A 20,496-nucleotide genomic window follows, 5' to 3' on the forward strand; every position below is an offset into this window, starting at 1 on the left:
AAAGGATATAAGATCCCCAAAATTTCATTTTGTAATCAATTACAAAATGAAATCATTCAACAAATAGTAATACATTGTGGTGGGGATCCTGCTAAAATAGAGACATTCAATACATAAAATAAAGTTCCTTACACTCTTGGTTCAAAACTTTGACAAAGGTTTTCATGATTAAAAGAAAACCAAAACAAGAAAAAATCTGCATTCATCCGCGCTTTCACGAAGTGAATCCGCGTCATCCGCGTGCCATTGACTTCAACTTCGCTCCAATCTAACAAAGAAAATCAAAACAAGAAAAAATCTGCATTCATCAGCGCTTTCACGGAGTGAATCCGCGTCATCTGCGTGCCATTTTACCATCATTCCATTCAAATTGGAAAGTCTTTAATATTATCGTAATTTTGAACCTTTAAAAATAATAAGATTCAATTTTGACACCAATAATTACTGATACACATACCCATTTATATTCTGAAGAGTTTGATCAGGATCGCGACGAGATGATGCAAAGAGCAATAGATGCCGGAGTAACACGCTTTTTTATTCCTGCTATCGATGCCGCTGCGACACAATCAATGTACGATCTGGAACAAAATTATCCCGATTACGTATTCCTGATGATGGGTTTGCATCCCACTTATGTCAAAGATAATTATGAAGAAGAATTGAAACATGTTGAAACAGAACTGGCAAAAAGAAAATTTTATGCCGTTGGTGAAATAGGAATCGATTTGTATTGGGATAAAACACATCTTAAAGAACAGCAAATTGCTTTTAAGAGACAGATACAATTAGCCAAACAATATAAGTTACCCATCGTAATTCATTGTCGTGAAGCTTTTGATGAGATATTTGAAGTACTGGAAGAAGAAAAGTCAGCTGATTTGTTCGGAATTTTTCATTGTTTTTCCGGAACCTACGAACAGGCACTTCAGGCGATTTCTTACAATATGAAGTTAGGAATTGGAGGTGTAGTAACCTTTAAAAACGGAAAAATCGATCAGTTTTTAAATCAGATTGCGCTTGAACATATCGTATTAGAGACCGATTCACCTTATTTAGCGCCAATTCCGTATCGCGGAAAACGTAATGAAAGCAGTTATTTGGTAAATGTTATTAGCAAATTGGCAGATATATATGACGTTTCTGAAGAGGAAATTGCACAACGAACAACACAAAATTCTATAAACGTTTTTGGGATTTAATTTATACCTTACAATAGTTTAATTTTTTTTTTGTTCTTTTGCCCACTTAAAACCTATATAAATAATGCAGAGATTTGATGCCATTCGACCGTTTTATGATTCTGAAATAAATGAAGCACTTCATGGTGTTGCCAATCATCCGATGATGAAAGCCATGATGAACTTTACTTTTCCGGAAGTAGAAGATGAGGTTTGGAAAGAACAATTGAAGAAAACACATTCTATACGTGATTTTCAATGCAACTTTATTTATAATACAATACAAAGGGTTTTAGAGAAAAGTTCTGAAGGACTTACAACTTCAGGATTTGAGAAACTGGAAAAAAATACGTCTTACTTGTTTATTTCTAATCACAGAGATATCCTATTAGATACAACATTATTAAACGTTTGCCTTTTCGAACATGGTTTAGTCATGACAGCATCTGCAATTGGGGATAATCTGGTAAAAAAAGCATTTTTGAATACATTGGCAAAACTAAATAGGAATTTTTTAGTTCTAAGAGGTCTGACGCCAAGAGAAATGCTGCAAAGCTCTAAATTGCTTGCTGAGTATATTGGACAATTATTGCTTCGCGAAAACCGTTCGGTTTGGATTGCACAAAGAGAAGGACGTACTAAAGACGGAAATGACGAAACCAATCCGGGTGTTCTAAAAATGATTGGAATGGGTTCTGATGAGCCTAATCTAATGGACTATTTTAAGAAACTAAAAATTGTTCCCGTTTCTATCTCCTACGAATACGATCCTACAGATGTGCTGAAAATGCCACAATTAATGGCAGAAGCAAATAACGAGGTTTATGTTAAAGAAAAAAATGAAGATTTCATGACCATCTTAAGTGGTATCATGGGAACTAAAAAAAGAATACACATTTCTGTTGGAGATGTTCTGGATACTGAAATTGATCAGATTGTTGCTGAAAACGACAATGCCAATAAACAGATTCAGGCTTTGGCACAAGTCATTGATGATTCGGTTTTAAAGAATTATCATTTATGGCCAACCAATTTTATTGCTTACGATATTTTGAACGGAACGGATAGATTTTCTCATTTATATAAAGAGAGCGAGAAATCTTTGTTTGAACGTCGTTTAGAAATGCGTATCGGGAATACGGATAATCCAGTAGCAAGACAAGGATTTCTGGCCATGTATGCAAATCCTGTAGTCAATAAATTAAAATACCAGGATGTCATCTAAAGCTAAAATATTATTGATTTATACTGGTGGAACCATTGGTATGAGCAAAGATTTTGAGACAGGCGCACTCAAAGCGTTCAACTTTGGTAAATTATTGCAAAAAATTCCTGAGATCAAACAATTAGATTGCGAGATTGAAACGTTTTCATTTGAAGACCCAATAGATTCATCAAATATGAATCCTGAAATGTGGACGAAAATTGCTGAAATCATCGAAGAAAAATATACTTCCTTTGATGGTTTTGTAGTACTTCACGGTTCAGATACAATGTCGTATTCAGCGTCGGCATTGAGTTTTATGCTGGAGAATTTAGCAAAACCAGTAGTGTTTACCGGTTCTCAATTGCCAATTGGTGATTTGCGTACAGATGCAAAAGAAAACCTGATTACAGCAATTCAGATTGCTTCTCTTCAGGAAAACGGAAAACCGGTCATCAACGAAGTTTGTTTGTATTTTGAATACAAATTATATCGAGGAAACCGAACTTCAAAAGTAAATGCAGAACACTTTAAAGCATTTACAGCGCCTAATTATCCTGAATTGGTAGAATCGGGTGTTCATCTTAAACTAAACTCCCATTTATTTCTTCCTGTAAAAACAGATGCTAAATTAATTGTGCATAAAAATTTAGACAATCATGTAGCAATCATAAAAATGTTTCCCGGAATGAGCGAAGTCGTTTTATCCTCGATTCTGGCGATAAAAGGCTTAAGAGGAATTGTTCTCGAAACATACGGTTCCGGAAATGCCCCAACCGAAGATTGGTTTTTGAATTTGATTCAGAAAGCGATTCAATCCGGTTTACATATCGTCAACGTAACGCAATGTTCAGCCGGAAGTGTAAATATGGGACAATACGAAACCAGTACAGCCTTAAAATCACTTGGCGTTATTTCAGGAAAAGACATTACTACAGAAGCCGCCATTACTAAACTTATGTATTTGTTGGGACATAATATCCCTCAAGCGGAATTTAAAACCATTTTTGAAACGGCATTACGTGGGGAGATTTCGTTGTAAATAGAAAAATTCCAATATTAAAAATTCCAAATTCCAAAACGTGAGAAATAAATCTCAAGATTAGAATTTGGAATTTTTTAGTAATTGGTGTTTCTTTTTTCGTTTTAAAGTTTTTCACCATATAAGTGATATAAGTTCATTTTAGATAGCGAAATCTTTGTCAAGTTTAAAACTTTGACAAAGATAGAAACACAAAATAACCACAATATTTGTCATTTCGATTTCTATGATAAAACCAAATCTTTTTTTTTAGGAGCTAATCCCGCTATCCGCTCCAATCTTTTGTTCCGAAGCCCGGAACAAAAGGATTTCCACTTCTATCGGGGCTAGGGCAATCATTTTCATAAGACTGTTTTCGTTTAATATTTCATTTCGACAAGATTTGATCACAATCTTGTCATTTCGACCAAAGGGAGAAATCACATAAGGAACTCTACAAAGATTGGCGATTTTGTTTGCGAAATTTCTAGTGTAATTTGCTTCGCCTGTTCGTTATCGCTCGGGTCTCCTCTGTCGAAATGATAAGATCATGAGTAGACAATTGGAATTTCCATTGCAAGTTCGTATACAATTGAAATTTAAACAAGACTTATAATTTCTTATATCACTTATATGGTTCTAAATGAGCCTTCCCTTGGAATTTGGAATTTTAAAATATTGGAATTTAAAATTTAATCCTTGTATTGAACTTCGCAAGTTTCAAATTCTTCCTCAATGCTATGTCTTTTATAATAAACATACACAATTACAGAAATTATACAAATGATTCCCTGGATAGCGACCGTATTTCTGGTTCCTATGATGTGTGAAACGTAGCCAATAATCAAACTTCCCACAGGAATCATCCCTTGATAAGCCATTAAATAATAACTAATACTTCTTGAACGCATATTCACAGTACTTTGCGTCTGAATGTAAATGTTGATTGATGAGGTTTGTGCCATCATACCCACACCGCTCAACGCCATGCAAATAAGCGCAACAGAAAGGCTATTAGAGTAAGCAAGTATAATAATGCTAAAACCTAATAATAAACTCGCAGCGATCATTATTTTGCCCATATTATCTGCTTTTTTAAGATTAGCAAGATAAATAGCAGATACAATAGACCCGATTCCGGCGGCACTTTCGAACCAACTAAAAGTCTGGGCGTTTCCGTTGAAGAGATCTTTGGCAAAAACAGGCATTAAAGTATTAAAAGAAATCACGAACAAACTACTGCACATTAACATTAGGAGCATTTTGGCCATTTCGGTTTCTTTTTTCACGTAATCTAATCCTTCGACGAAATCATCGAACATTTTCATTTTTTCGGTTGCTTTAATGTGTGGTGTGATTTTCATCATCAATAAAGAAATCAAAACAGGAATATAGCTCAGGAAGTTTCCAATAAAACAAATGTCTTCACCATAATTATGAAGAATGATTCCGGCCAAAGCAGGACCCGCAATTCGGGCAAAATTGTTTAGAGTTGAGTTTAATGCAACGGCATTTGGTAAATCTTCTTTATTGTCGACAATTTCAATCATCATCGTTTGTCTGCAGGTCATATCAAAGGAATTGATAATTCCCTGAATTAAACTTAAAGCCAATATAAAGTTGATGTTGTAAATTTTTAAGTAAATCATTAAAGCCAAAGCTCCAGCCTGAAGCATTGCCAAAGATTGCAATAAGATCATGGCTTTATGTCTGTCGTAACGCCCAATGATACTTCCGGCCAAAGGTGCCAGAAACAATGACGGAATCATACTTAAAAAAGTAGCTAATCCAAGTAAGAAAACTGAACCTGTAACGCTGTAAACCATCCAACTTACGGCTGTTTTCTGAAGCCAGGTTCCAATTACTGAAACTGATTGTCCGTAAAAGAATAACTTGAAGTTTTTTGATTTTAACGCTTTAAACATGATGCCTGATATTTTTTACAAAGTTCGGAATTAGTATTTCATTAGAAAAATTAATAATTTTACTGATAATGAGTATTAAAACTTATCGATATGGAGATTTATCAACTACAATATTTCATTAAAACTGCTGAAGTACTGCATTTTACAAAAGCAGCAGAGTTGTGTTTTGTAACGCAATCCGGCTTGTCGCAACAAATAAAAAAATTAGAAGAAGAACTCGGGATGCCTTTGTTTGTAAGGATTGGAAAAAAAGTTCAGCTTACCGAAGCTGGATCTGTTTTCCTGATTCACGCCAAACAAGTTATCGAAAATGTGCAAAGTGGTAAACAGGCTATTGATGATTTGAACCAAATGATTGGCGGAGAATTACGCATTGGTGTAACCTATATTTTTGGGCTTTTGGTTTTGCCGGTCGTGAATTTGTTTGCTAAAACCTATCCCAATTTAAAAATTGTTGTTGAATATGGCACCACTGAACCTTTAGAACTTAAATTATTAAATAATGAATTAGATTTGGTTTTGGTTATTTCCTCAAACGAAATCGAACTTCCTTTTCAAAAGGTGCCTTTGTTTCGGTCAAAATTAGTTTTGGCGGTTTCAAAAGAGCATCCATTGGCGGCTTTAGATAAAATTTCGTTTAAAAAAATAGAGGATCTTCCACTTATTTTACCCGTAAAAGGATTTAATTCCAGAGAGTTTCTGGATGAATTGTTCCTGAAAAACAACATGAAGCCAAAAGTTTCTATAGAATTAAACGCGGTACATGCCTTATTGCGATTGGTTGGCGACAGTGATTATTGGGCTACAATTGTAACAGAGAAAGCTTTACAAGGCTGGAGCAATATAAAAGCGATCAATATTACAGGAGTTGCAACTCAAAGAGATTCGTTCATGTTAACGATCGAAGGAGCGTATCAAAAAAAGGCTGTAAAACTATTTATGGAAGAATTTAGAAAAAGTATGTAATTCAGAATAAAAAATAAAAGTTGGCCACGAATTTCCCGAATTTCCACGAATTATAAGTTTTCTGTTTTTATTTGTGTATTAAAAATTCGTGAAATTCGTGACAAAAAATAAAATTTACCAATACAATCAAAAGTCTTCTAAACTAATGTTGATTTTGTTTTTCTAACTCAGTTTTTTTTAAGTTATTTGCAAACCTAATTAGAGAGGTGTCCGAGTGGTTGAAGGAGCTAGCCTGGAAAGCTAGTATATGGGTAACTGTATCGTGGGTTCGAATCCCATCCTCTCTGCAAATTTTGACTTAAATAATACCAAACCCCGAAATCTGTATTTCGGGGTTTTTTTATTAACTTTCTCAATTACTAAATCTGTTGTTTCTGTTGTAATGATCCAAACGTAAAAACTTATTTTTAAGATGGAAAAACAAGAATTTATTTTTTACAATACTGTTGATGGAAAATCTAATGTAGCTCTTCTTGCTAGAGATGGAGATGTCTGGATGAATCAAAATCAACTGGCGGAACTTTTTGACACCTCTAAGCAAAACATAAGTCTACATATTATAAATGTCTTAAAAGAGAAGGAATTAGATGAGGATTCAGTTGTAAAGGATTACTTGACAACTGCCTCTGATGGTAAAAAATATAATGTTGCATTTTATTCTTTGGCTATGATTTTAGCAATTGGTTTTAGAGTGCGAAGTAAAAGAGGAACCCAGTTTAGACAATGGGCAAACCAAAACCTGCAGGATTATATGATTAAGGGTTTTGTTATGGATGATGAACGTCTTAAAAACCCAAACGAAAGATCAGATTACTTTGATGAATTACTCGAACGAATTAGGGATATTCGGGCTTCTGAAAAAAGATTTTATCAAAAAGTTCGTGACTTATTTGCTTTAAGCAGTGACTACGATGCAACAGATAAAGCTACTCAAATGTTTTTTGCTGAGACACAAAATAAATTGCTCTATGCTATTACAGGACAAACTGCTGCTGAAATTATCGTTTCCCGTGCCAATGCCAATGCATCGAATATGGCACTTACTAGTTGGAAAGGAAGCATTGTACGCAAGCAGGATATTTATACAGCAAAAAATTATCTTACTTCTGATGAAATAGATACCTTAAATCGTTTTGTAGTAGTGTTTCTTGAAACTGCGGAATTGAGAGCAAAAAACAGAAAAGATATTGCAATGAATTTCTGGAAAACAAATGTTGACAGAATTATAGAGTTTAATGATAAAGAAGTTCTGACTCACAATGGAAAAATCACTCATCTGCAGATGGAAGAAAAAGTAGATTCTATTTATGAAGACTTCCATAAACAACGTAAACAGCTAGAAGCCAAAAAAGCAGACGAGGAGGATCTCGAAGAATTGAAAGAATTAGAAAATAGACTCAAAAACAAACGAAACTAATGACTACAATACAAACTGTACAGTCAGGATTACGATTTCATGAGTTTGAAGGAGATAGCCTGAAAAGCTAGTATATGGGTAACGCTATCGTGCGTTCGAATCCCATCCTTTATGCAAGTAATACTTATTATTGAGTATTTGTAAAATAAAACCCAATGCTACATCCAGATGTAGCATTGGGTTTTTTTATGGATTAATTTTTGAGAAAAATTTCTAAAGAGGTTTTAAAAAAGGCTTTTTACAAAAACATTAATTAGAGAACTTTTTAGTATTGACTTTCTTTTCTTTTACTTTTATAATAAATTCAGGTACGACTACTATTTCTCCTGCTTTTAGAGCTATGTCATAGCTTGTTGTTTCGCAAAATGTATTGGCAGGAAGCGATTTTTCATCAATCGTGATGACGTAATTACCAATTGGAAGAAATGATATGTACTTGCCATCGTCATCAGTATATATTTTTTTGACCAGTTGATTGTCTTTCATGATGTTAAAAGAGATGCCGGAAGCACGATGATCAAAAGTAACAGCTGTTGTAGTATTGTACGCAAAGGAAACTTTTCCTTGCATTTTTCCGCTTTGGTGAAGTGGGATCGAAATGCTGTACGAATGTCGGTCAACCTCAAAAGTAGCATCATCATAATACCAGCCATCCTGTGTAAATTGCTTTAAAGAATAAGTGCCGTATGGTACCCTTTTATAAATTGCCATTCCGTCTTTATTTGTCTGCAAGGCAATTTTATTGATGTTAATCATATAATTTGCGGCGTATTTTTCGCCCGGATCATACTGATTATTATTGTTAATATCGTAATATAACAGTGCTTTGATAGTACTTTTTTGATCTGGATTTAATATGGTTTTCTGTAAATTTACCGTGACACCAATTTCAAAAGTGAAGGTATTATTGGTAAGAGATCCAGAAGAATAATTATACCAGGATGAATTAAAAAAAGTACTGAATGCTTTTCCGTTATATTTAGCATTGATAAATGCAGAGGGCGATTTTCCATATACAATATCCTTTATATACGAAACTCCGGTATTCAGGTTTACTTTGTCGTTTACAAAGTTATTGGTGTAAAATAAAGATACTGCAAGCTTCTCATAATTTACACTATTGCCGGCAACGTTAGAAAAAGCATATTCAGATAAATAATAACTGCCCGATTGAAAATTTGAATTAATATTAAAATTTCTATAACTGTAATTCGCATTTATTTTCATCTGAAACTGATTATCAGTTTGCATAGGATACCTTACAATACCGGTTTCAAGTCCTAAAACAGCTGATTGTCGTGATGAATTATTAACCCATGATAATTGCTCAACGATACGATTCGCATACATTTTTTGTGCCGTAGTAATATCTAAATCCCCTAAAAGGCGATTGTAGCTATTAGAGCTTTCGTCCTGATATTGATACAATACACTAAGAGTGAAATCTCTGAATTTAGGAAATCGGTTTCCTATTTCTATTCTGTTATTTGTTGATTTCTGTTGTGTTTCAAACGAATAGAATTTAGGCGAAAAATCAGAAAGAATTACATTTGCATGAAGGTTGTAATTTTTTATATTGGTACTAATATTCTGTTGCAGCTGCATACTTCCTCGTCGGTTTCCGGGATAATAATCAGAGCTTAAATAATAATTTCCGTTGATATTGAAGTTTTTAATTTTTCCGGAATAATTGGTTTCTCCTGCAAAAGAAGGTTTGATGAAATCCTGTATTTCATAAATACTCATTGCGCCGTTTACTTTTGCGTTCAGTCTCCAGACCGGATTAAAATCATAATTAACTTCTGTTCCCAGAATACTATGTTTTGCTTTTTCAAATGGATCATAGCGATACAAATAGCTAGCCGAAGCATTACGCGAGCTGTTATTAGAGTTAAGCATTCCTTTGGCAAAGAAACCGTAACCATTTTTGAGCCAACTGTCCGGTTCTATCAAATTATAATTTTGATCGACAAAACCTACTTCAACTTTTTGATTTTTTTCGAACGTGTGACTGTATTCTGCACCTCGTCCTACCAGGGTCATTTCAAGTAGTTTATTAATATTTCCAATTGTATATTCATTTTTTTCCTGACGATATACTAAATTGGTATTGGTTATTAAAGGAATTTCCTGGCCATTTGTTAAAGCAATATTCCCTTGCATAAAAAGATACCCTGTAGGAATATTTACTCCACCGGATCCTCTTAGCTGATAAAAATCGATTCCGCCACCAAATCTTCTGTAGCTAGACGTAATTTGGTTTTGTGCTTCGTCCAGAAAATTAATAAATGAGTCACCTTGATATTGTTGCACGCTGGCAATATTTTGAACTTCTACCATAGTATTACCAAACATTTCTTTACTTGGATTCCTGAATCCGGATATGCGGATCGAATAGTTGGATTGTTTGGCTAACTCTTTTGAAGGAAGATAAGTGAAAGTGAAAATGGAATCTTTTTTTACAGCAATTTCAGCATTTTGTTCCAGAAATAAATTGCCATTTGTCGGGTCCGGAAACTTACAGACTAAAGTAATGTTTTGCTTAACATTCCCTTTATTGCTGACCTTTACTTTTACCTTTATAGGTTCATTGTTGGATGATCTGTAAATAGAAGTTTCTAAAGGAGTAATAATAAGTGTATTGTTGATCTCGATTACATTATTGGTACTTTGTTCTGCAAGTAATTTTCCCGAAGAATCCATCAATTTACAGATAATTAAGGAAGATCCGGCAAAAGCGTCTTCGTCAATTATAAATTTAACAGGAATGTGGCGGGTTTCATCAGGAAGCATTGCAATTTCCAGACCTTGAGATCCCAGGTTTCTATATCCTTTAGGTAAAGTAAAATAGATTTTTCCATTTATTTTATCTGGTGTTGTATTTTTAATAACTACTACTACACTCACTAAAGAACCTTTTTGAAAAGAAGCATCTTTTTCTATCTCCATAGTAACCGCATTCTGAATCTGTTGAGCATTCAAATGGTTTACCAGAATAAAAAACAAGAAAAAGAGTGATAAAAGTTTAAAGTTACAAGAACGCATCTTTTAGTAATTATTGAGGGGTAATCTCATATTGTAAAGTAGTTGTATAATTATCTGATTTTGCATCAATCAAACGAACGTCCTGTGGTAGTGTGAAGTATTTGATATCGAAGCGGTAAGGTGTGTTATTAGTACTATTGCCTTGTACCAGAGTTTGATTGGCAGCACTAAGTACAATTGGAAAAATACGTTGATTGGCGTTAGAAGTTGTTGTTCCTAACGTTAAATTAATAACATTAACAGGAATCGAATTTCCGGCAGCAGATTGTAAATTGCTTTGAAGGGATCTTACCTTAATCTGAAAGTTACTGTTAGTGGTTACTGATAGTCCATCTGTATAAGTCACACTAGTTCCATTAGTATAATCCTGCATGGTTTTAAATTCTAAAAGCCCATTTGCAGCATTCATATTTATTTTTAAAGAAAGGATGTCTGCAGGAGGCGGTGCATCAGTAATATTTCCAATTTGAAATTGAAAATCATGATTCATCTTACCAATTACGGCATTATTCTGATCGTATGCAGTAAACTCGACAGAAGCAATAAATTTTGTCCAGGCAGGGAAACTTCCTAAATAGGAACCACCAAGAAGGGTAAGTGCATATTTTAGCTGAAGGTTATAATAACCATTTGGCGCTTGTGGATTGTTATAAATAGGGGCATTAGAATTGGGGATTAGAAAAGATTCACTATTATCTTGTAAAAAAACATTTAATGGAGCGCCAATTTGTGAAAAAGTCGGAACTGGATTTGGATACGCCTGACCAGTTGTAGAAATGGGTTGAAAAGAAATTTTATTAGAAGGGATGGTAAATTTACCATCTTCAGATATAATATTTCGTTTCAATCGTGCAGAAAGTTTCCAATGAGGAATATTCAGATTACCATTTCCGGCAAATGTAACCGTATAGGCATCAGGATTGGTATTCCCATTATAAGAGTTAATTTGTAAATAGGAATTTATCCAAGATGTAACAGAAATCTGAGCAGTGCCAAAAAAAGGAGTACAAAAGAGAATAATAAGAATATATCTATTCATAATTAAAATTTAATTCAGCCATTTCCAATTGAGACGAATCACCATAATCAATAATTACAGATGCGTTGTAAGATCCCTTTTCTAAAGCTTCAGTAACAGGAATACTTAATTTACGTAAATTTCCCGGCAGTGTATAAAAAACGATATCATTTACTACCACTTTTTTACCCGTTTTAATGTTAATAATTTCGGTTGAAATTTTACCATCTACCCAAATTTGAGATTGATTTTTAAATTTTAAGTTTAGGTTATTCGTGGATTGATCAAATTTTAAATCTTCAATTTCAATTTTTTTGGTAAGACTATTCGAAAGGGTGTGAAAAATTTTGATTCCGGAACGAATGCTCACCTTAATATTTGCTCCTTTGCTATCATAATCATCCACAGGATTCATTTGACTTACATATAAAACAGCTGTATGAGTGGGCAGACTATCATTAGCAATCTTTACAGGTGTAATAGTTACCTCCAGTTCTTTTCTTTCTCCGGGAGCTAGCGAAAAATAATTATCACTATTTTTGACAGAAATCCAGCTTGCACAAGAGTTTTTTAAAGTATTCGAAGGGTACATCATATTTTCACCTTTTTCGTCATACTCCCAATCGCCAAGACTCACAGCAAGATCCAAAGTATTCTTTGCGCTAACATTTGTTACCGTTACTTTTTGAGTACTACTGGTTCCTGGTTTCGACTCAAAATAAATTCTTGGAGGTGATACAGAAATACCAGTTTGTGCGTGTACCTGAAAAACTAAAAAACAGAAAATTAAAGCAAGTTTATTCATTTTAAGTAGGTTAAAAAAATCTGTTGGGAGATTAATTGAAGTAAAGCAAAGTTAACTAAATAAAAAATGCCACAATTTCTTGTGACATTTTTTTTATTTATTTCACCTTATGTTATTATTGACTTACAATAGTATAGGTAAGTTCAGTAGTATAAACTGTAGGATTTTGTCCTGGAACATAGTTGTCAATATAAGTATTAGCACCTGCACCTTTATACTCAATACTAATCTTTTTGTCTACTCCACCTTTTGTAGAAGTTACCAAAGTAGCATCAGTGTTTGATAATTGAACGTTTTGAGTATATTGAGCACCGTTTATAGCATCAGAACCGGCAGTTGCTTTAATTTGAATAGTATTAGCATCTATTATCTTACCTCCGTTTAGCATTGTAGCACTTGCGCTTTTTACTCTTACCTGAAAACCTCCGGTACTGTAAATACTTAATTGATCTGTATTTATTGAAGACACACCATTTTTGTAATCATCTGTAGTTGCATAAGTAAGATTTACAACTTTTAGTGAAGGACTAACCACTAAGGTCTGGATAGGTTTTAAGTTTACATTTAATGTAACATTTTGAGCATTTACTGTAACAAGGCCTAACATAAGAATAGAGGCTAAAATTATTTTTTTCATTGGGAATTTTACTAAAATTAAATTTGTTATTTTGTTTATTTTCAGTGCAAATGTAGAATGTAATTTCACATTTAATATACAAATTATCAAGTTTCAGACAAGATGTAATTATAATCGACAAACTACATTTTAAGTACTTACTAATTAATAATTAGTACTTAATAACTTACTTTAAAAAGTGATTTTTAACAAAAATTTTGGGATAAATGAGGCTCTTTAATTTTTTTTTAGCCACAAAATCAGGCCGTTTCGTCTAGTTGAGCGATTGAAAGAAGTTTTTTTTAGAAAAAAGCCGTTGAGTGTTTTTTGACGGGAGGCTGTAAATGTTTCTCAAAGGGACTATCCAGCCATTTATGCAAGTCAATTTTAGTGAAGAAATAAAGCTATTCTCTATGTAAAAGTTTTTTTTATTTATACGACAGGAATATAAATATCGAATTTGGCACCGTGATCAAGTTTACCGGTCGCCGTAATAATTCCGTTATGGTTTTCTACAATCTTTTTTACAATCGCAAGACCAATTCCCGTTCCTTTATAATCTGCTTTATTATTAAGTTGCTGAAACATTTCGAAAACCCGACTTTCAAATTGTGAGTCAAATCCAATACCATTATCGCTAATCGTAATATGGCAGTAATTCGTTGACTGAAGTTTTTTTGTTTTAGGTTTTGTGTAAAAACTTTTTATAACAATATGTGGGATTTCTGCTTTTTTTGAAAATTTAAGTGAGTTACTCAATAAATTATAAACCAACTGCTGAAACTGGGACGGAATTATAAAGGCATTACAATCTCCGAATATTTCGATAATTGCTTTCTTTGCTATTATTTCTTCTTTTAAATCTTCTTGTACTTTATTTATAATAGTATTAAGATTTAAGTTTTCAAATTTCTTTTCAGTTACACTAGTTCTCGAATAAGTCAATAAATCGTTTATGAGCGCCTGCATATGAAAAGCGGCAACTTCTATTCGCTCAAAATAATATTTTCCCTTATCAGTTAAATTGTGATGCTCATCTGTAGAGATTCGGTCTGAAAAAACCTGTATTTTCCTTAAAGGCTCCTGCAAGTGATGACTTGAAATATAAGTAAAAGCTTCAAGTTCGTTATTGGCGAGAATTAGTTCGGCGGCGCGTTTTTCTTTTTCATTGTTCTGAAAAGTAAGTTCAGCATTTGCGATTAGAAGCTCGGCAGCACGCTTCTCTTTTTCTTTATTCTGATACGCCAGTTCTGTATTTGCAATAACAAGTTCAGCAGCGCGTTTTTCTTTTTCTTTATTTTGAAAAGTCAGTTCCTTATTTGCAATAACAAGTTCAGCAGCGCGATCTTCTTTTTCCTGATTTTGATACGCCAGTTCTGCATTTGCAATAACCAATTCAGCGGCACGTTTTTCTTTTTCCTTGTTCTGATATAGAAGTTCAGAGTTGGCAATGCTCAATTCATCTGCCCGTTTTTGTTTCTCTTTATTTTGATAGGCTAGTTCCGTGTTTGCAATAACAAGTTCAGCGGCACGTTTTTCTTTTTCTTTATTTTGAAAAGTCAATTCCTTATTCGCAATAACAAGTTCAGCAGCACGATCCTCTTTTTCCTGGTTTTGATAAGCCAGTTCAGCATTTGCAATAACAAGTTCAGCAGCACGTTTTTCTTTTTCCTTGTTCTGAAAAAGTAGTTCAGAATTAGCGATGCTTAATTCATCTGCGCGTTTTTGTTTCTCTTTATTTTGATACGCTAATTCAGTATTTGCAATAACAAGTTCAGCAGCGCGATCTTCCTTTTCCTGATTTTGATACGCTAATTCAGCATTGGCGATAACCAATTCAGCGGCACGTTTTTCTTTTTCTTTGTTTTGGAAAGCCAATTCAGTATTGGCAATGATTAATTCTGCAGCACGTTTTTTTCGCTCTTCGATTTGTTGAGCAAGCCTTTTGTTAACAAGCAGCAATTCATCATTATGATTTGCTTTGTTTCGTTCTGGAAAAATCACAGAATCAGGCAGAATTATCTTTTTTTCACTCATGTTTTCGCACGCATTTATCCAAATATAAACTAACTGAATTTAATGTCTTTGGTTTAAATATAATAAGTGAAATTATAATATAAAAACAACGTGAATACTCAAAACCACATCATTTTAAATTTAGGATTTTTCTTATGATATATAAAATAGAAAACCCTTGTAGAAATATATTCACAAGGGCTTTGTTGTATAGAAAAAATCAGTTTTTATTTCTTTGGCAGCGTAAAAGGTATTTTGTAACTAGCAGAATACTGAAGATTTTCTTCCCTTTCTTTAAATTTAAAGAATGCTTTTCGATACCACTCAGGATCAGAGGTAAAATCTTCTGCTGTAACAACATCGTAAAATTCTCCGTTTTGCCAAGGTTCAATTCCTAAAATTTGAATGCCAATTTTTTCGGCCCTGTCAAGAACTATTTCAAAATCGTTTTCAGAGAAATAATATATAGATTCAGCATCAAATCCATTATTAAGATTTTTAAGTCCAATGAAAACATTTTTTGTTAAATAATCTTGTTCGCTCATTTTAGGTTTTTTAATTAAAGGCTTACAGCTTAATCTCAAACAAACTAAAAGAGCCTTCTTTATAATGTTCCGGTAATTCGCTAGTCCATTCTATAGTGCTGATACCTTTATAGTCAAAACCGCAACTTGTATAATATTGGTTTATTCTCTCGTTGCCACTATGTGTGTCAAGACGAATGTATTCCTTATTATTTTCTTTAGCATATGTTTTAACCCATTCGATGATTTTTTTGACATACGATTGTCCTCTGAATTTTGGGTTTGTAGCAATTCTATGAAGATATACGGCCGAATCTTTACTGGCTTCTTTCCAGATAATCAAATCATTAAAAGTAAGTACAAATGTACAGGCAACTTCTTCACTTTCTTTGATGATAAAATGACGATCCTCGGCGATTTCTTTTTCTATAAGTGCTCTCTCAAAACCTCTCCAGCTTTTATTATTGACCGTTTTTTGATAAGATGTAGCTTGATTGTAAATATCGAAAACGGCGTCGATATCTTCATTTGTAGTTTTAAAAAATTCCATTATTAAAGGGTATACTGTAGATTAATGAATCCTGCAAAGGTAAATCTTTCATTTGCTTAAAGTCTGATAAATTGTTAGTTTTAACTTTTTTCGTCAGCGTTTAACCAAACGACATTTTGTTCAGATTTATGATCTTGCCCAATAATATCGCGGTATAATTCTGGTCTTCTCGCTTTTATATAACGATTCCCTCCAGCCTGAATGCATTTTTCGGGTGTAATTACTGCAGTTGCAAAAGAGTCATCAAAAGAACGGCATTCAGTCAAAATATCTCCAAAGGGATCTACAATTATAGAACAGCCATTTTTTAGCTGGTCATTATCCATGCCAATTGGGTTAGAAAATACCGCATAAATTGCATTGTCATATGCTCTTGCCGGAAGCCACTTCATAAGCCAGTCTCTGCCTTTCATTCCGTCAAATTCTAATCGTAAAGAAGTGGGATCAGCTTCGCGGTTTACCCAAAGTTCAGGTGCAACAAAACCAGCGCCAGGTCGGGTAGAAGGTGTACACATCGTAACATGAGGCATAAAAATAATATCAGCACCGAGAAGTTTCGTCGCACGAACGTTTTCGATAATGTTATTGTCATAACAAATGAGGATTCCGCACTTCCAACCCTTAATTTCAAAGATACAATAACGATCTCCAGGCGTCAGATATGGATTAATAAACGGATGTAGTTTTCTGTATTTGGCTACTAAACCATTTTTATCCACACAAACGTAAGCTTTGAAAAGATTGCTGTTTTCATCCTTTTCAAATAATCCTGCCAGAATTACGATGTCATTGTTTTTAGCAATCTCCGTAAGTTTAAGAATGCTTTCTCCACTTGGGATAATTTCGGCTATTTCCAGCATTTGTTCTTTCGATAAATGTCTGGCAAAAGTATATCCGGTGATAGAACATTCATGAAACGAAATTACATCGCAACCTTCGTTGGCAGCTTTTTTCGAAAGTTTCTCAATTACAGATAAGTTGTATTTTTTGTCACCGCTTTTATTTTCAAACTGTGCTGTGGCTATTTTTAGATTTTTCATATCGTATGCTATTTATTAAAGTCAAAAGTAGCATTGATAATATTTTCTAAATTGTATAAAACCGACATTTTAAACAATAACCGGAGGAAAAGTTTTTATAAGATTGTTGGTTAATTTTCCAGTACTATATAAATACTCTCTTGGCGATATTCCCGTATGTTTCCTGAATTCTTTAATCAGATGCGACTGATCTGAAAATCCGGCATCGTAACAAATTGTAGTAAGAGTAGTATCTTCAGATTTGTCTTTTAAGAGTTTTAGAAAATGATGTAGTCGTATAACGTTGCCAAATTTTTTCGGGTTCAGTCCAATGCATTCCTTAAATTTCCTTTCAAGATGTCTTTCAGTATAACCTGTATAATCGACTAATTGTTTTAGGGAAAAATATCCTTTATGAGCAATTATAAAATCTAATGAACTTTTTATAATCTTTTGGTCAGATTGTGGTTTTTTAGCAATAAGATTCCTGAAAAAATGATTTAAAAATTCAATCCTTGCCTGATTATTAATTTCTTCAGATAATTTTTCCTGAAGATCTAAACCTTTTTGACCAAATACATTATCAATGTCAATAATAGAATCCTGAAATTCATTGGCAGGAATGCCTAATAATTGATGTATTCCGTTGGGTTGCAAAACAACAATTATCAACTTGATTGCATTGTCAGAATAAATGTCTTTAAAGCCATTGAGTTGTCCGTATAAAAAAGAATCAGGTAAATAATCTTTTACATTATAATCACTAAATCCCGAAATAAGCTTACTTTTTAAAGAAAATACGATACCAGTATTGCCATCAGAAAATAAGCGAAGCTTTTGGATATCAGTTGCTGCATTATCTAAAAAAAGATAATGTTTGATATAAGGCGCTAATTCTTTTGGTGGTGAAACTTGCATGATTAATTATTATTCACAATCGAAAATACCGTTGATTGTTGTTGCTCCTTTGTTTTCTAAGTCGTACAACATCGCTTGTTTCCTGTGTTGCACATCATCTCCTGTTCCTATAAATTCTTTTAGAAGCTTTACATCATATCCGTTTTCCAGAGCATCAATTGCAGTTTGCCTGATACAATATTCTGCTAAAAAGCCACATAATATAAGAGTGCGAATGCGATTGTCTTTTAGATAAGTTTTAAATTCCTCTGATGAAAAACTGCTGTGTTGTATTTTTGAAATTAACCGGGCAGCATCATCAAAAGCAATGTCAATATCATGACCTTTTGTACTTTTCAGACACATCAAAATTCCGTCTCCGAATTGATCTTTTTGATAATTTGAATAAATAATTACAAATCTATTCTTGTCTAGTCTTTTCGTTAATATGTTTATTCTTGCCTTAACTTCTTGTATTTGAGTAATGCTATGATTTTTTGCATAAGCGCCTTCAAGATCAGTAAAATCTTTTTGTGGATCAATGATTACTATTAGTTCCTGAGCCGTTAATTGCATAACATTTTTTTAATTCTGTTTTTAGAGTTTGAACCACGAATGAATCAACTTTCTACAAAATTAAGCAATATTTTTTCTATATTCATTTTTCAATTAATCCTGTAAAATCATTTTTACTTTAGGAATAATGCGATCTGTAAACATTTTATAAGCTGTTTCTGAAGGATGTAGGCCGTCTGAGGCAACTAAATTACGATTGCTAAGACCTTGGCGCGTAATATCTGTTATCGAAATAAAGCTTACCCCATTGCTTATGCACGTGTTCTCAGCAAAAGTATTGTATTGGTCTAGTTCAGTAGAAATTTTCATTCGGTTTCCCGCACTATAAGTAGAAGCAAATGGAGTATAGGCATAGTCAGGAATTGACAGCACAATTACATTTTTTTTATCGCCTTTCGCCAGTGCTATGGCTTTGTTTAATAAAACAGGAAACTCTTTTTGATAAACAGAAAAATCGATGCCTTGATATTGATTGTTGACACCTATTAATAATGTTACCAAATCATAATTAGGATCTGGATTTTCGTTATTTATGGCTGAAATTAAGTTCGACGTGATCCAGCCTGTTCGTGCAATTACTTTTAATGAAAAATCAGTTTGAGAATAAATCGTTTTCAGACTCGCTTTTAGCTGTTCCGGAAAACGACAGGTTTCGCAAACACTTTGACCAATAGTATAACTGTCGCCTAAAGCCAGATACTTTATAGAACCAGAAATTGGAGTAGTGGGAACTTGTGTTACGGGAGGTAGATAAGATTGTGGTGGGGTAACGGCAATTTTTGGAGCTGTATCTTCAGAGTTACAGCTTAAGAGAAATATAGAGAGAATAAAGATAACTATTTGTTTGAAATGCGTTTTCATAATTTAGATAAATTAAGTTTCGGATCATTTTAAACAAATAGTTACGTTAAATAACTTGTCTTGGTTTTTATGCCATTTCTGTTTTCATCACAATTTCTTCTTCGATAGCATTCCAGAGTCCAATGCGTTTTTCTAATGCCAGGATCGAAATTTCTTCCACTTCTTTCCATTTTTGAGCATCATCTTCACATAAGTCTGAGATCATTTGCATTGCCATTGGCCCGTGTTCATCAGCATCCAATTCTATATGTCTTTCAAAATAGTAAAGCAATTTGCTCAAATCGACTTCGGGTAAGTTTTTTTGGAAGTTTTTCAGGATCGCAGTAAACATACTTGGTATCAAATCTTCTCTTCCAAAAGTAAATGCAGCGGCAATTTCATGAGGTTTTCCTTCTTCGATAACTCTAAAAGTAAAGTCCAGAAATGCTTTAGTATTAGGATGTAATGAGCTCTGTTTTATGGCAACAAATATGTTATGAAGTGAATTTACTTCAGATAAAAATGCGTTAATTCCATTGATATCCGCACCACAATCCTCCATTGCTTCAATGTACATTTCGTAGTGACTTAGTCTTCTTCCGTCAATACTTAAATCTGTTTCTTCGGCAAGAACAATTTCATTGATTAAGTATCTTGTTTCCGGGTTTTTTGTTGCAAACCAAGGAGTTGTTGTACAAGTAAGTTTAGATTGCAAAGCTTTTAAAAGCGACATAAAATCCCAAACAGCAAAGACGTGACTTTCTAAGAAACTATGTAAATCATCAATATTCTGGATTTTATTGTATAAAGAATGTTGTAAAAGTTGATCTTTTTGAGGTTGAATGCTATTGTGTATAGTTTCAATATTCATTTTAG

18 protein-coding genes and 1 tRNA gene are annotated in these 20,496 nt (G+C 33.5%); 6 read left to right on the forward strand and 13 right to left on the reverse strand.

The features are described 5' to 3' along the window. The first annotated feature begins 428 nt into the window (after positions 1 to 428). From NJT12_RS22445 to NJT12_RS22455, 3 genes are all read left to right on the forward strand, one after another. A complete protein-coding gene (locus NJT12_RS22445; protein ID WP_271338355.1) occupies positions 429 to 1,202 on the forward strand; it encodes a TatD family hydrolase in 774 nt (257 codons plus the stop codon). Positions 1,203 to 1,266: 64 nt separating this feature from the next. Beyond that, positions 1,267 to 2,406 (forward strand): 1-acyl-sn-glycerol-3-phosphate acyltransferase, encoded by a 1,140-nt coding sequence (locus NJT12_RS22450; protein WP_271338356.1) that lies wholly within the window; start codon positions 1,267 to 1,269, stop codon positions 2,404 to 2,406. Continuing rightward, the gene (locus NJT12_RS22455) at positions 2,396 to 3,427 is read left to right on the forward strand and encodes an asparaginase (protein WP_271338357.1); all 1,032 of its coding nucleotides are present in this window, start codon (positions 2,396 to 2,398) and stop codon (positions 3,425 to 3,427) included. Before NJT12_RS22450 ends, NJT12_RS22455 begins: the two co-directional genes overlap by 11 nt. Positions 3,428 to 4,098: 671 nt before the next feature. On the opposite strand, the gene NJT12_RS22460 is transcribed toward NJT12_RS22455, so the two are convergent. Beyond that, positions 4,099 to 5,331, reverse strand: coding sequence for an MFS transporter (locus NJT12_RS22460; protein WP_271338358.1), 1,233 nt, complete (start codon positions 5,329 to 5,331; stop codon positions 4,099 to 4,101). 90 nt (positions 5,332 to 5,421) lie between these two features. Between NJT12_RS22460 and NJT12_RS22465 the strand changes: the two genes are divergently transcribed. From NJT12_RS22465 to NJT12_RS22475, 3 genes are all read left to right on the forward strand, one after another. Continuing rightward, complete coding sequence (locus NJT12_RS22465) at positions 5,422 to 6,297, forward strand: LysR substrate-binding domain-containing protein (RefSeq protein WP_271338359.1); 876 nt, start codon at positions 5,422 to 5,424, stop codon at positions 6,295 to 6,297. A gap of 200 nt (positions 6,298 to 6,497) precedes the next feature. Beyond that, a tRNA-Ser gene (locus tag NJT12_RS22470) sits at positions 6,498 to 6,584 on the forward strand. 125 nt (positions 6,585 to 6,709) lie between these two features. Further along, positions 6,710 to 7,714, forward strand: a complete 1,005-nt coding sequence (locus NJT12_RS22475) for a virulence RhuM family protein (protein ID WP_271338360.1) — start codon at positions 6,710 to 6,712, stop codon at positions 7,712 to 7,714. A 249-nt stretch (positions 7,715 to 7,963) separates the two neighbouring features. On the opposite strand, the gene NJT12_RS22480 is transcribed toward NJT12_RS22475, so the two are convergent. The 12 genes from NJT12_RS22480 to NJT12_RS22535 form a co-directional block, all read right to left on the reverse strand. Then, positions 7,964 to 10,663: a hypothetical protein gene (locus NJT12_RS22480; protein ID WP_271338361.1), complete on the reverse strand. Its 2,700-nt coding sequence runs from the start codon at positions 10,661 to 10,663 to the stop codon at positions 7,964 to 7,966. A 106-nt stretch (positions 10,664 to 10,769) separates the two neighbouring features. Then, the gene (locus NJT12_RS22485; RefSeq protein ID WP_271338362.1) at positions 10,770 to 11,798 is read right to left on the reverse strand and encodes a hypothetical protein; all 1,029 of its coding nucleotides are present in this window, start codon (positions 11,796 to 11,798) and stop codon (positions 10,770 to 10,772) included. Next, positions 11,791 to 12,582 carry a fimbrial biogenesis chaperone gene (locus NJT12_RS22490; protein ID WP_271338363.1) on the reverse strand — a complete coding sequence of 264 codons (792 nt, stop codon included), beginning with the start codon at positions 12,580 to 12,582 and terminating at the stop codon, positions 11,791 to 11,793. The genes NJT12_RS22485 and NJT12_RS22490 overlap by 8 nt, the downstream gene beginning before the upstream one ends. A 115-nt stretch (positions 12,583 to 12,697) precedes the next feature. Further along, positions 12,698 to 13,219 carry a hypothetical protein gene (locus NJT12_RS22495; RefSeq protein ID WP_271338364.1) on the reverse strand — a complete coding sequence of 174 codons (522 nt, stop codon included), beginning with the start codon at positions 13,217 to 13,219 and terminating at the stop codon, positions 12,698 to 12,700. Between the two features lie 411 nt (positions 13,220 to 13,630). After that, a complete protein-coding gene (locus NJT12_RS22500; RefSeq protein WP_271338365.1) occupies positions 13,631 to 15,235 on the reverse strand; it encodes a sensor histidine kinase in 1,605 nt (534 codons plus the stop codon). Between the two features lie 206 nt (positions 15,236 to 15,441). Then, positions 15,442 to 15,759, reverse strand: a complete 318-nt coding sequence (locus NJT12_RS22505; RefSeq protein WP_271338366.1) for a hypothetical protein — start codon at positions 15,757 to 15,759, stop codon at positions 15,442 to 15,444. Positions 15,760 to 15,781: 22 nt separating this feature from the next. Then, on the reverse strand, positions 15,782 to 16,288 hold the full coding sequence (locus tag NJT12_RS22510; protein WP_271338367.1) for a GNAT family N-acetyltransferase: 507 nt from the start codon (positions 16,286 to 16,288) through the stop codon (positions 15,782 to 15,784). Positions 16,289 to 16,368: 80 nt separating this feature from the next. Then, complete coding sequence (locus tag NJT12_RS22515) at positions 16,369 to 17,328, reverse strand: nitrilase family protein (RefSeq protein WP_271338368.1); 960 nt, start codon at positions 17,326 to 17,328, stop codon at positions 16,369 to 16,371. A 69-nt stretch (positions 17,329 to 17,397) separates the two neighbouring features. Beyond that, positions 17,398 to 18,225, reverse strand: a complete 828-nt coding sequence (locus tag NJT12_RS22520; RefSeq protein ID WP_271338369.1) for an AraC family transcriptional regulator — start codon at positions 18,223 to 18,225, stop codon at positions 17,398 to 17,400. 9 nt (positions 18,226 to 18,234) lie between these two features. After that, complete coding sequence (locus NJT12_RS22525; RefSeq protein WP_271338370.1) at positions 18,235 to 18,780, reverse strand: cysteine hydrolase family protein; 546 nt, start codon at positions 18,778 to 18,780, stop codon at positions 18,235 to 18,237. Between the two features lie 93 nt (positions 18,781 to 18,873). After that, positions 18,874 to 19,641 carry an SGNH/GDSL hydrolase family protein gene (locus NJT12_RS22530; RefSeq protein ID WP_271338371.1) on the reverse strand — a complete coding sequence of 256 codons (768 nt, stop codon included), beginning with the start codon at positions 19,639 to 19,641 and terminating at the stop codon, positions 18,874 to 18,876. 67 nt (positions 19,642 to 19,708) lie between these two features. Further along, a complete protein-coding gene (locus NJT12_RS22535; protein ID WP_271338372.1) occupies positions 19,709 to 20,491 on the reverse strand; it encodes a DUF3050 domain-containing protein in 783 nt (260 codons plus the stop codon). Between the last annotated feature and the right edge of the window lie 5 nt (positions 20,492 to 20,496).

It is taken from the genome of Flavobacterium azizsancarii, assembly GCF_027980145.1.
Lineage (GTDB): Bacteria > Bacteroidota > Bacteroidia > Flavobacteriales > Flavobacteriaceae > Flavobacterium > Flavobacterium azizsancarii.